This is a genomic window from Paraburkholderia nodosa, from assembly GCF_001718195.1.
Classification (GTDB): Bacteria; Pseudomonadota; Gammaproteobacteria; order Burkholderiales; family Burkholderiaceae; genus Paraburkholderia; species Paraburkholderia nodosa_A.
This window is the reverse complement of the sequence record NZ_MCNV01000005.1, coordinates 247,670-259,749: the sequence shown is the minus strand read 5'-3', so window position 1 is coordinate 259,749 and position 12,080 is coordinate 247,670. Positions and strand designations below refer to the sequence as shown.

General features: G+C 67.4%; 10 protein-coding genes. 7 read left to right on the top strand and 3 right to left on the bottom strand.

Annotation, left to right across the window (positions count from 1 at the left end; translation table 11 throughout):
- Positions 1-161 precede the first annotated feature (161 nt).
- From BFD71_RS12305 to BFD71_RS12275, 7 genes are all read left to right on the top strand, one after another.
- Positions 162-992 (top strand): IclR family transcriptional regulator, encoded by an 831-nt coding sequence (locus BFD71_RS12305; protein WP_069264005.1) that lies wholly within the window; start codon positions 162-164, stop codon positions 990-992.
- Positions 993-1,071: 79 nt separating this feature from the next.
- Positions 1,072-1,308, top strand: a complete 237-nt coding sequence (locus BFD71_RS12300) for a hypothetical protein (protein ID WP_069264003.1) — start codon at positions 1,072-1,074, stop codon at positions 1,306-1,308.
- Positions 1,309-1,768: 460 nt separating this feature from the next.
- The gene (locus BFD71_RS12295; RefSeq protein WP_069264001.1) at positions 1,769-3,394 is read left to right on the top strand and encodes an ABC transporter substrate-binding protein; all 1,626 of its coding nucleotides are present in this window, start codon (positions 1,769-1,771) and stop codon (positions 3,392-3,394) included.
- Positions 3,391-4,338: an ABC transporter permease gene (locus tag BFD71_RS12290; protein ID WP_069263997.1), complete on the top strand. Its 948-nt coding sequence runs from the start codon at positions 3,391-3,393 to the stop codon at positions 4,336-4,338. Before BFD71_RS12295 ends, BFD71_RS12290 begins: the two co-directional genes overlap by 4 nt.
- Positions 4,339-4,379: 41 nt before the next feature.
- Positions 4,380-5,294, top strand: a complete 915-nt coding sequence (locus BFD71_RS12285) for an ABC transporter permease (protein WP_083245213.1) — start codon at positions 4,380-4,382, stop codon at positions 5,292-5,294.
- 25 nt (positions 5,295-5,319) lie between these two features.
- Complete coding sequence (locus BFD71_RS12280; protein WP_069263995.1) at positions 5,320-7,023, top strand: dipeptide ABC transporter ATP-binding protein; 1,704 nt, start codon at positions 5,320-5,322, stop codon at positions 7,021-7,023.
- Positions 7,020-8,408 carry an LLM class flavin-dependent oxidoreductase gene (locus BFD71_RS12275; RefSeq protein ID WP_069263994.1) on the top strand — a complete coding sequence of 463 codons (1,389 nt, stop codon included), beginning with the start codon at positions 7,020-7,022 and terminating at the stop codon, positions 8,406-8,408. Before BFD71_RS12280 ends, BFD71_RS12275 begins: the two co-directional genes overlap by 4 nt.
- 62 nt (positions 8,409-8,470) lie before the next feature.
- Here the strand turns inward: BFD71_RS12275 and BFD71_RS12270 are convergent, their stop codons facing one another.
- Genes BFD71_RS12270 through BFD71_RS12260 form a run of 3 tightly spaced genes read right to left on the bottom strand, consistent with a single transcriptional unit; the run spans position 8,471 to position 12,070 of the window.
- On the bottom strand, positions 8,471-9,460 hold the full coding sequence (locus tag BFD71_RS12270; RefSeq protein WP_069263992.1) for an ABC transporter permease: 990 nt from the start codon (positions 9,458-9,460) through the stop codon (positions 8,471-8,473).
- An 11-nt stretch (positions 9,461-9,471) separates the two neighbouring features.
- A complete protein-coding gene (locus BFD71_RS12265; protein ID WP_069263990.1) occupies positions 9,472-10,416 on the bottom strand; it encodes an ABC transporter permease in 945 nt (314 codons plus the stop codon).
- Positions 10,409-12,070, bottom strand: coding sequence for a dipeptide ABC transporter ATP-binding protein (locus BFD71_RS12260; protein WP_069263988.1), 1,662 nt, complete (start codon positions 12,068-12,070; stop codon positions 10,409-10,411). The genes BFD71_RS12265 and BFD71_RS12260 overlap by 8 nt, the downstream gene beginning before the upstream one ends.
- Positions 12,071-12,080 lie beyond the last annotated feature (10 nt).

Below are 12,080 nucleotides of genomic sequence, written 5' to 3'. Positions count from 1 at the left end.
CAATTTGTGCAATATTTCGGAATTACGATTCCGTTTTATTCTAGGGGTTGCCCCCTGGCCGCTCAACGAAGCAATTCATATATGCAATTCAGGTCACCCAGATTCGCCGCCGCATCCGGTGCCACGCGATGTGCCAGTCTTTCCGTCGAGGTCAGCCTGCGATGACGACCATCGACACCAGCAAATTGAGCCCGGGTGCACTCGCTGCCGAGCGGCGCGAACCAGAATCGGGCGCGCTGGCGCGCGGGCTCACGGTACTTGCGAGGCTCAATGAAGCGGCACGGCCAATGAGCCTTCAGGAGATAGGGGACAGCGTGGGACTCCCGGCCAGCACCTGCCATCGCCTGCTGCAGTCGCTGGATGCGGCCGGCTACGTCTATCGGGAAGGCGCGCTTTACTGCCCCACGCCAAAGGCTGCGTGCCCGCTGCCGCTCGAACATCCGCTGAACCGCCTGCGGCGCGACACGAGTCCGCTCATGCGCGAGCTCCAGGAGCGGCACGGGCCATCGGTGCTGCTCATCGCGTTTTTTGGCGACCGACGGGTCACCGTGGAGTGCGTCGCGGGCAACTACAGCGTGGCGCCCTACTTCGACACGACCGTCTCCGCGCCGCTGCATGTGTCGGTATCGGGAAAGATCCTGCTGAGTGACCGCACGTCCGCACAGCGCGATGCGCTGCTTGGGGCGGCGCCCTATCCGGCGCGCACTGCGGCCAGCATTCGGGATCGGGAGGCGCTATTCGCCGAACTGGATCTGGTTCGGCAGCGGGGATGGGCCATCAACGAGAACGAGAACGTCACCGGCATCAGTGCGATCGGCACGAGACTCGCGGCACCGTCGGGCCGCGCGCTGGGTGCGATCGTCCTCACCGGCCCGAGCCGCTTTTTCGCCAACGGCAACGAGGCGATGCGCGACGATCTGATGCGGGCGTCCGAGCTTCTGAATTCGACATCGCATGCCGTGCGGGCAATGGCGCAGTTCTTGGGGATCTAGTGTCGTGAGTTACAAGTTCGTTGAACAATTTGCTGCCTGTAGCACCGTGTAGCGAATGCCACAACATGAAGAGGCTGCAATGAGCGGCATACCCAAGGCGGAACTCGTGCTGAGCGAAGCGGGACGCGAGCAGCTCATGGCTCTGACGATACGCCGCAACACGGCGCAAGCGTTGGCATCTCGCGCGCGGATCGTGCTGAGCCGCGCCGAGTGCATCGACAACAACACGGTCGCGGCGAAACCGCGGGTCACCCACAGCGGGGAAAACGTCCTTTTGGTTCAGAAAATGGCGCTAGGAGGACGTCGATCCACCTGAGACGAGGCTTTGCGGGCCATCACGTTTGCCGCGACCAAAGCATATTTCAAGTCATTGATTGGTCGAAAGTTTTCTGTTGGAAGCGCCAGTATTGGCACGAGAAGTACGATGACCCCGAGACGCGCTGCGACCGCTAGCCCGTTCGGCGCAACGCGCGAGCTTGCCGGTCGATACGGCATGAGGCTCAGTGAGCGCGAGGGCGTCGATAGCCGCGGCGCCCTCGCCCGCGTTCGCCCAATCAATACATAGGTAACCTGAACAAATGATCGAACGCATCGTTTGATGCATGCCTCGTTGGCACCCTTGCATTAAGTATTCGCAGAAACCGCTCATATTGATCGCACGAAACATTGGTTGTGTCGTGCCTTCAGCAAATCTAGCCTTTTTGTTTTTGGACCGTTTGCCGCGCGATCCGCCAGCGCCGCACGTGCCTTCGACAACCGAGCGATTTCTTCATCCGATGTCCAACCTTCCTCCCGATTCGCCCAGCAACCCGCGCCGCCGTGCGGTCCTCGCCGCCGGTGCCGCCGTTGGCGTCGGCGCCGTCACTTACGGTATCTGGCGTACCACGTCCTCGTCCGGCAAGCCCGCCACGGCGGGCGCGGACGGCGGCACGCTCGTGGTCGGCTCCTACCAGGAACCGACTGTCTACGATCCCAACCACCAGTATTCGTGGGAGACGTACCGGATCGACCGGCACATCTACGAATCGCTGGTCGCCGAGGATCTGTCGAAGCCTGCCTCGGCGGGTCCGCCTCCACTGATTCCGGCGCTCGCGCAAAGCTGGGAGGTCAGTGACGACGCAACGACTTTCACGTTCCACCTGCGCCCCAACGTCAAATTCCACGATGGCACCGATTTCGACGCTCACGCGGTGGAGTTCAACGTGCGCCGCTTCAGCGACCCGGGCTTCGAGTACTACGACGTCAAGGCGAACGCGTTCATGAAGGCGGTGTACGGCGACCTCAAGTCGTTCGAGGTGCTGGACGACCACACGGTGCGCTACACGTTCAAGCATCCGTTTCGCGACTTCCTGCGCATGCTGCCGCAAGGCAACTACGTGTCGGGCATCTTCAGCCCGCAGGCGCTAAAGCAGTACGGTCAGGACGGCCTCGCCGAACATGCGACGGGCACGGGACCGTTCCGGCTCGTAAAGCGCGTGCACGGCGAGAAAACGGAGCTGGCGCGCAACGACCAGTACTGGGGGGCACGCGCGCCGCTCGCGCGTATCGTGTTCCGGCCGATCACGGACGATGCAACGCGGCTCGCGGCATTACAGGCCGGCGAAATCGACATTCTCACGCGCACCCCGGCCGACGCCGTGGAGACGCTGACGCAAAGCGGCTACGCCGTGCCCGAAAGCGCGCAGGCGGGCTTGCTCTATCTGGGCTGGAACTTCCGCAACCGCTTTGCGCAGCAGTTGCCCGTGCGTCAGGCGATCATCCAGGCGATCGATCGTGAGGGGCTCGCGAACACGCTCTTCAAGGGGCACGCGCGTGCCGCCTACAGCATCCTCAATCCGGGCAACACGGCGTTCGACGCGAACCAGCGCGACTACGCCTACAACCCCGAGGCCGCGAGAAAGCTGCTCGCCGATGCGGGCTTCAAGGACGGCGATATCCGCTTCACCATCGCCACCGACGAGGCGAATCAGCCCAGCATCGAATGGATTCAGCGCGACCTTGCCAAGGTCGGCATTCACGTCGACATCCTCTCGCAGGAATGGCTCACGTACACGTCGAACCTGCCGAAGCTCGCGCCGGAAATCGCGCTGATCACCATGGAGTGGGGCTTCGTCACGCCGCTATGGGTGCGCATCGTGTACCAGGGGTACGTCGTCGGGCGCGGCGGCGGTGATCTGGTCGGACCTGAACTGAAAGCGGCCGTCGAAGCCGCCTCGCAGGAAGTGGACGAGGCGAAGGCGATCGTCGCGTGGCAGCACGCGAACGGTCTGCTCCAGCAGCAGGCGGCGACGGTCCCGCTCGTGTCCTTCACGCGCTACTTCGCGACGAGCCCGAAGGTGAAAGGATTCAACGTGCCCGCGCAGAACTGGTACGACCTTGCCCGCGTTTCACTGTCGACATGATCCGCACGATCCTCCTGCGCCTGCTGCTGGCCATTCCGCTCTTCCTCGCGATCTCGGTGCTCGTGTTCGTGTCGGCGCACCTGGCGCCCGGGGACCCCATCTCGAACGCGCTCTCGGGCCAGGTGCCGCAGGCGGCCATTGATGCGCTACGCCACGCCTACGGGCTGGATCGCCCGCTCGCCGAGCAGTACTTCGTGTGGCTGGGCCATTTCCTCTCGGGGCGATGGGGCGATTCGATCATCTTCAAGGTGCCCGTGGCGAGCCTCCTCGCGCCGGCGTTCTACAACACGGCGCTGCTCACGGCCGCCGCCGTCGTGCTGTGCGTGGTGTTCGGCGTGGCGATCGGCGTGTTCGCGGGCTTGAGGCGCGGCACCCGCGCCGACGCCGTTTCCATGTTCGTGATCCAGCTCGGCCATAACGTGCCGATCTTCTGGCTCGGCCTCGCGCTCGTCTGGCTGTTCTCGCTCAAGCTGCACTGGCTGCCTTCGTCGGGCATCGCCGATCTGCGCGGCGACGGCGGCGCGCTCGATACGCTGCGCCACCTGGTGCTGCCCGCATTCTCGGCGGCCGTCATCTCGATGCTGATCCTCGCGCGCCTCGTCCGCTCCAGCGTCATCGAGATCGAGCGGGCGGACTACGTTCGCACCTTCCGCTCGCTGGGCTTTCCGCGCGGCACGCTGCTGCGCCGCCACGTGGGCCGCAACCTGCTTGCGCCCGTCGTCAACATGACGGGTCTGCAAATCGGCTATCTGCTTTCGGGCGTGATTCTCGTCGAGAACGTGTTCGCCTGGCCAGGCCTCGGCTCGCAGCTCTATGTGGCCGCGGCCGGACGCGACTATCCGCTCGAACAGGCGGGCGTCATGCTCGTTGCGGCGTGCTTCGTCGCCTGCAACCTCGCCACCGATATCGCGCTCGACCTGTTGAATCCCCGCCTGCGGGCCTGATGGCCTGAGCCTGGGTGCAACGCGTTTCAAGGATCCTCCCCATGCCGCAAGCCGATCTCTCCGCCGCGCCAATCGACGACACCTACGGCGCCGCCCCGCACGACGCGCTCGCCGAGCCGCCGCGCTGGCGCGATGCGTTGGCGCGCCTCGCCGCCAACCGGCTGGCCCTGGCGGGCATTGTCATCATCGCGCTGGCGGTGCTCGCCTCGCTGGCCGCGCCCTGGCTCGCGCCCTACGACCCGAACTACGCCGAACCCGCCGCGCGCCTCGCCGGCGTCGGCACGCCCGGCCACTGGCTGGGGCTCGACGTACAGGGCCGCGACATGACGAGCCGCCTGCTGTGGGGCGGCCGCACGTCGCTCGCGATCGTCGTCGCGTCGGTGTTCGCGGCCTGCGTGGCGAGCCTCGCGCTCGGGCTCTACGCCGGCTACTCGCGCGGCCTCGCCGCGATCGTCGTGATGCGCGTGACGGACCTGCTGTTCGCGTTCCCGATGATCCTGCTCGCCATCAACCTCGCCACCGTGTTCGGCGCGGGTCCGTTCACGGCGGCCGTGACCGTACTGTTCAGCGCCCTGCCTTATCTGACCCGCGTCGTATTCGCGAACGTGCGCGCCGAGCGCGAGCGCGAGTATGTCGAAGCGGCGCGCGCGCTGGGCGCTTCGACATTCGACATCGTCACGCGCGACATTCTGCCGAACGTGCTGACGCCGCTCGTCGTCTACGGCACGACCCTGTGCGGCGGGATGATCGTGTTTCTCGCGGGGCTCAGCTATCTCGGACTCGGCGTGCAGCCGCCCATGCCCGACTGGGGGCGCATGGTGAGCGAAGGCGCGAAAGTGATGCTGACCGGCGGCGCGCACGTTGCCACGCTGCCCGCCCTCGCGATCGTTGCCGTGTCGGTCGCCTTCAACTGGCTCGGCGACGGCCTGCGCGACGCGCTCGACCCGCAAGGCTGACGACCCGCCCTCCTCTTCGCACATCATGCCTCTGCTCGACATCGAACAACTCGAAGTGGATTTCACCGGCCCGCGCGGCGCCGAACCGGCCGTGCGCGGCGTAAGCCTCTCGCTCGACGCGGGCGAGATCGTCGCGCTGGTCGGCGAATCCGGTTCCGGCAAAAGCGTCACAGCCGCGGCGATCAACGGACTGCTGCCGCGCGGTGTGACGCGCGTGCGCGGCCGCATCGCCTTCGATGGCCAGCCGCTCGTCGGCCTCCCCGAAGCGCAACTCGAACGCTTGCGCGGCACGGGCGTCGCCACGATCTTCCAGAACCCGCTGAGCGCGCTCGATCCCACGCTACGCATCGGCGATCAACTCGCCGTCACGGCGCGCTTGCGCCACCCGCTCTCCCGCGCGCAGGCGCTTGCGCGCGCAACAGAAGCGCTCGCGGACGTCGGCATCGACGACCCGGCGCGCACGCTGCGCGCCTGGCCACACCAGTTGAGCGGCGGCATGCGCCAGCGCGTGATGATCGCGCTCGCCACGCTCAACCACCCGCGCCTGTTGATCGCCGACGAGCCGACCACCGCGCTCGACGCGGTCCTGCAGAAAGAGATACTCGGCCTGCTCAAGCGCCTGAACCGGGAACACGGCGTAGCGATCCTGATCATCACGCATGACTTTGGCGTGGTCGCCGAACTGAGCCAGCGCGTCGCGGTGATGCGCGCGGGCCAGATCGTCGAACAGGGCCGCACCGCGGACGTGCTCGCGGCCCCGAAGCATGCCTACACACGCAGCCTGATCGACGCCGTGCCCGAGATCGGCCTGCGCGCGCGCGATCCGTCGCCTTCGCGGCGGCTCGGTGTTGCCGGCGCGAGGCGCGCTGCGCCGGCACCGAAGCCGGACGCTGCGCCCGTGCTGCTCGAAGCGCGCGGCGTGTGCCGCACGTTCGTCACCGCGAGATCATGGCTGCCCTCGCGCACGCGCCGCTTCGACGCCGTGAGCGATGCCGGCTTCGAGGTAAGGCGCGGCGAGATCTTCGGCCTGATCGGCGCGTCCGGCTCGGGCAAGTCGACGCTTGCGCGCGTGATCGCGCAACTGCTGCCCGCAAGCGAAGGCACCGTGCGTTTCGACGGCGCGGACCTCGCGAAGCTGGACGGCGCCGCGCTCAAGGCATTTCGCCGGCGCTTCCAGTTCGTGTTCCAGGACAGCGCGTCGTCGCTCAATGCGCGCCGCACCTTGCTGGACCAACTGACCGATCCCGCGCTGCGGCTCAGCGTGGCGCACGACCGCGCGCACGCCCGCGAACTCGCCCAGGAAGCCCTCGAACGCGTGGGCCTCGAAGCGCGGCATCTGAGCCGTTATCCGCACGCGTTCTCGGGCGGCCAGCGGCAGCGCATCGGCATTGCGCGCGCGCTGGTCGTCAAGCCGGAATTCATCGTGCTCGACGAGCCGACGTCCGCGCTCGACGTCTCGATCCAGGCGCAGGTTCTGAACCTGCTGCTGGAGCTGCGCGAATCGCTCGGCCTCACTTATCTCTTCATCGGTCACAGCCTGCCCGTGATCGAATTCCTGTGCGACCGCGTAGCCGTGATGGAGCGCGGACGCATCATCGAAACGCTCGACGCGGCCAACTTGCGCGCCAACGCAAGGCACCCGTCGACGCTACGCCTGCTCGACGCGGTGCTGCCCGTGCGAGCGGCCGCACCCGCAGGCCGCGCCCCGCTCACGGAACTGCTTTCATGACCCGCCGCCGACTGATCTTCAACGCCTTCACCCACGTCACGCCCAACCATCATAGCCACGGCTACTGGCGGCACCCGGAAGGACGCGGCCAGCTCGAATACAAGCGTCTGCAACCGTGGATCGAACTCGCGAAGACGGTCGAGCGAGGCCGCTTCGATACGGTTTTTCTCGCCGACGTGGTGGGCGTCTACGACCGCTTTCGCGGCAACGGCGACACCGCGATCCGCACGGCGATGCAGTTCCCGAGCCTCGACCCCGCGAGTCTCGTCTCCGCGCTCGCGGCGGCCACCGAGCATGTGGGCTTCGCGGTAACGAGTTCGGTGATCCAGGACTATCCGTTCGACTTCGCACGCCGTATGTCGACGCTCGATCATCTGTCCGACGGGCGCGTCGCGTGGAATATCGTCACCTCGTATCTCGACAACGCCGCGCGCAATTTCGGCCACGACAAGCTCGAGGAGCACGACGAGCGCTACCGCTGGGCCGAGGAATACGTCGAGGTCGTCTACAAGCTGTGGGAAGCGAGCTGGGACGACGACGCGCGCGTCGCCGACTTCGAGCGCGGCGTATTCGCGGAGCCTTCGAAGGTGCGCAAGATCCTGCATCGCGGCGCACGTTATAGCGTGGAGGGGCCGCACCTCGCCGAGCCCTCGCCGCAGCGCACGCCGCTGCTGTTCCAGGCGGGCGGCTCGGAAGCGGGACGCACCTTCGCGGCGCGCCACGCCGAAGCGACCTTCATTGCGGCGCGCACGCCGGAAAGCGCCGCGAAGCATGTGGCCGATCTGCGTGCGCGGGCGCGCGCGTTCGGCCGCGACGGGGACGAGCTGAAGATCATCGTGTCGCTCGCACCCGTTATCGGCTCGACGGAACAGGAAGCGCAGGCGCGCCGCCGCGAGCTGAAGGAATGGCTGAGCGTCGAAGCGCTCCAGGCGTTCTATAGCGGCAGCCTCGGCGTCGATCTATCCGACATCGATCCGAACCGGCCGCTCTCCGAACTGCTGCTGACCAACCACGTGCGCGGCAACGTGCGGGCCTTCATCGAAGCCGCGCCGGACCGCACGGTTACGTTCGGCGACCTCCTGAAGGAGACCGTGTCGGCACGCTTCGCCGGCACGCCGGAACAGATTGCCGACGAAGTGCAGCGCTACGCCGACGCGGGCGTCGACGGCTTCAACGTCGTGCCGGTCACGACGCTCGGCTGGTGGACCGAGTTTGTCGATCACGTGGTGCCCGTGCTGCAAAAGCGCGGCCTGATGCAAACCGAGTACGCCCCCGGCACGCTGCGCGAAAAGATTCACGGGCGCGGTCCGAACCTGCCCGACCACCATCCGGCGCGCATGCTGCGCGAGGTGGTGCGCGGCGCCCCGCAGACGCTGGTGCACTGAGGGCTCGCGGCTATCCCGGCGACCCGCCTGGGCGAACCGCCCGGCCGATCACCACCGAGCGCTCACGCCGCGCTCGCCGGATCGCGCCAGCGCACGATCAGATCGACGGCCAGCGTGCACACGACGAACACGAAGGCCGCGAAGATCGTCGTGCCGATCACCACCGGAAAGTCGCCGTCGAGCGCCGAAGTCACCGCCAGCCGGCCCACGCCATCGAGCCCGAACATCTGCTCGGTGACGATCGCGCCGCCCATGATCGCGGCGAACTCCAGCGCGCCTAGCGCAAGCACCGGATTGAGCGCCGCCGACCATGCATGGCGCAGCAGCACCTGCCACTCCGGCACGCCCTTGGCGCGTGCGGTCCGCACGTAGTCGGCGCTCAGCACGTTGAGCATCTGCGCGCGCACGACGCGCTGGAAAATCCCCACTTCCGCGATCGACAAGGTCAGCCAGGGCAGCACGAGATGGCGCGCCCACTCGCCGATGCTTTCGCTGGGCGATACGTAGCCGCCTCCGGGAAAGAGGTGGATGCCGCGCAACGAAAGCTGGAAGAACAGGAAATACGAGGCGAGCACGCCGCTCAGGAAGGTAGGCACCGATAGCGCGGTATAAGCAAACGCGGCGAGTGCACGATCGAGCCACGACCCGGCGAAGCGCGCGGCGATCACGCCGAGCGCCACGGAAAACAGCACCGAAATCACCAGCGCGCCAGCCGCGAGGCAGAGCGTGACCGGCACCTTGGCGAGGATCAGTTCGGTGACGGGCGCCTGATGCCGGAACGAGTAGCCCATCGCGGGCGGCCAGTGCGCGAGCCCCATCGGCGCGCCCTGAATGTGGGGCCCGCGATAGACGTAGTAGGCGAGTTGGCGGTACCACGGTTCGTCGAGGCGCAGCGCATGGGCCACCGCATCTATCGTCTGCTGGTTCGCGTTGCGCGGCGCGAGCATGACGGCCGGGTCGCGATAGGCGATGCGCGTGATGAGGAAGGTGGCCAGCAGCACGATCAGCAGCGTCGAGATCGTTCTGAGCACCCGGAGGGAAAGGCTGTGCATACGGCGTACTCCTAACTGCGATTCGGGTCCAGCACTTCGCGCAGTCCCGAGCCCAGCGAGTTGAAGCCCACCACGATCAGAAACAACGTGATGCCGGGCCCGAGCAGGAACCACGGCTGCACCTGATACATGGACGAGCGCTGCGCGTCGGCGATCATGTTGCCAAGACTCGGGCTGGGCGCCTGGACCCCCACGCCGAGAAACGACAGCGTGGCTTCCGCGATGATGTTGGTCGGCAACTGCACGGCCCAGTACACGATCACCGCAGGCGCGATATTCGGCAGGATTTCGCGCCACACCACGCGCAGGCGCCCGGCGCCGGACATCGCGGCCGCCTCGACGAACGGTTGCTGCCGCAACGCCAGCGTGAGGCCGCGCGCGAGTCGCGCGAACGCGGTCCACGAGAAAAGCGCGATCACGATGACGACGAGGAATGCCGGGTCCACCACGCTCTCGCCATCGGCGCCGCGCGCGAACGCCAGCAGGCTCAGCGACGTGACGACGAATGGAAACGACAGCGCCACGTCGATCGCCTGCGAAAGAATGCGGTCCGTCGCGCCGCCCAGAAAACCGGCGGCGAGCCCGATCGCAGTGCCGAACATCATGGCGAGCGTCGTGGCCGGCAGCGCGATCAGCAAGGACAGGCGCGCGCCATAGAGCGTGCGAACGAGCACATCGCGACCGTTGTCGTCGGCGCCAAACGGAAAGGCGCGGCTCGGTCCGACCGGCAAGCCCATGTCGGAGAGCGCGGTGTCGCGGAACTGCTGGGTGGGACCGTGGCCCAGCCACGCAGCCGCGAGCGGCGCGGCCAGCGCCGCGCCCACCACGCACGCCACGATCAGCAGCCCCACCACCACCGCGCGCTCGCGCAGCAGCCGGCGCACGAGCCGCCAGGCGCCGTTCGCGGGGCGCTCACCCTGCCCGGCCGGCGTGATCGCCGGTGAGCTTCTAGACATGATCGACCTCCTCGAGATGCGATGAAAGAATCCGGCCGCGGCCAGGAATCGAAGCGACGAGGCGCTGCGTGTACGGATGCTGCGGGCGCGCGAGCACCTCGGCGGCCGGACCCGTTTCGACGATGCGGCCGCCTTCCAGCACGATCACGCGATCGCACAGTTCGCCCACTACGGCCAGATCGTGCGAGATGAACAGGAACGACACGCGCAGTGTTTCGCGCAACGAGCGCAAAAGCGCGACGATATGGCGTTGCGTCGTGAGATCGAGCGCCGAAACGGGCTCGTCGGCGACCACCACGCGCGGCTGGAGGGCCACTGCCCGCGCGATTGCCACGCGCTGACGCTGCCCGCCCGAAAGCTGCGCCGGATAACGGTCCAGCAAGCCGGCGGCAAGCCCAACGCGTTGTGCGAGCGCAGCTACGGCGTCGCGGATACGCGGCGCGGGCAACTCGCCTTGATTAACAAACGGCTCGGCCAGGATCGTCGCCACGCGCTGGCGCGGATTGAGCGAGCCGTACGGATCCTGGAACACCATCTGGATCGCCCGGCGCGTAGCGGCGTCGAGCCGCGGTGCGCCTCGGCCCGGTTCGGCATAGGTGTGCCCCGCGAGCTGGACACGCCCGCCATCCGGACGGTCGAAGCCAGCCACGATACGTCCGATGGTCGACTTGCCCGAACCCGATTCGCCCACGAGGCCAAGAATTTCGCCATCCTGAAGATCGAACGAGACATCCTGAAGCACGGTGCGGACGTGAGAGCGCCAACCCGCCCGGCTCGTGCGGCGGCGCTCGAGCGCTTCCACGCATAGCAACGGCGTGCCGGAAGCCGCCGCGCCGGTCACTGCGGCAGGCGCACGCGCCGGCTCTGCAACCGGCAGCGCAGCGGCGAGCAATTCGCGCGTGTACGCATGAGCCGGCGCACGGTACACCTCGCGCGCGTCGCCGTGTTCCACCACCGCGCCATGCCGCATCACGACGATGCGGTCAGCAATCTCGGAGACAAGCGCGAGATCGTGGCTCACGAAGACGAGTGCCGTGCCGTGCCGCTCCTGCAACTGCCGCAAGAGACGCACGATCGACGCCTGCACGGTGGCGTCGAGCGCGGTCGTTGGCTCGTCGGCGATCACGAGCGCGGGATCGAGCGCGATCGCCATCGCGATCATCACGCGCTGGCGCATCCCGCCCGAAAGCTGCCACGGGTAGTCGTCCACGCGCCGCTCAGGGTCGCGAATGCCGACTTCCTCCAGCAGCCCGATCGCGCGCTCGCGCAACGCGCGGCCGCGCATGGGCCGATGAACGCGAATCGCCTCGGCGATCTGCTCGCCCACGCGCTTGAGCGGATGCAGGTTGCTGCCGGGGTCTTGGGACACGTAGCCGATGCGCGCCCCACGCAGCGCGCGCAGCTTCGCACCAGGCAGATTCAGGATCTCGCGGCCTTCGAAGCGCACGCTGCCCGTGACCTGGGCGCCCGCCGGCAACAGCCCCAGCGCCGCGAGCAGCGATACGCTCTTGCCCGAACCCGACTCGCCGACCACGGCCAGCGTGCGTCCCGCCTCCGCCGCGAACGAAACGCCGTTGACCACCTGCGCGTGCGCGCCATGCGTGCCCTGCGTGGCGAAACTCACGCGCAGGTCGCTGACTTCGAAGAGCGCCATCGTCGCCGTC

Excerpts from the sequence above, each read along its gene's own strand:
- BFD71_RS12305 (WP_069264005.1), top strand. The coding sequence starts at position 162 with ATGACGACCATCGACACCAGCAAATTGAGCCCGGGTGCACTCGCTGCC.
- BFD71_RS12300 (WP_069264003.1), top strand. The coding sequence starts at position 1,072 with ATGAGCGGCATACCCAAGGCGGAACTCGTGCTGAGCGAAGCGGGACGC.
- BFD71_RS12295 (WP_069264001.1), top strand. The coding sequence starts at position 1,769 with ATGTCCAACCTTCCTCCCGATTCGCCCAGCAACCCGCGCCGCCGTGCG.
- BFD71_RS12290 (WP_069263997.1), top strand. The coding sequence starts at position 3,391 with ATGATCCGCACGATCCTCCTGCGCCTGCTGCTGGCCATTCCGCTCTTC.
- BFD71_RS12285 (WP_083245213.1), top strand. The coding sequence starts at position 4,380 with ATGCCGCAAGCCGATCTCTCCGCCGCGCCAATCGACGACACCTACGGC.
- BFD71_RS12280 (WP_069263995.1), top strand. The coding sequence starts at position 5,320 with ATGCCTCTGCTCGACATCGAACAACTCGAAGTGGATTTCACCGGCCCG.
- BFD71_RS12275 (WP_069263994.1), top strand. The coding sequence starts at position 7,020 with ATGACCCGCCGCCGACTGATCTTCAACGCCTTCACCCACGTCACGCCC.
- BFD71_RS12270 (WP_069263992.1), bottom strand. The coding sequence starts at position 9,460 with ATGCACAGCCTTTCCCTCCGGGTGCTCAGAACGATCTCGACGCTGCTG.
- BFD71_RS12265 (WP_069263990.1), bottom strand. The coding sequence starts at position 10,416 with ATGTCTAGAAGCTCACCGGCGATCACGCCGGCCGGGCAGGGTGAGCGC.
- BFD71_RS12260 (WP_069263988.1), bottom strand. The coding sequence starts at position 12,070 with ATGGCGCTCTTCGAAGTCAGCGACCTGCGCGTGAGTTTCGCCACGCAG.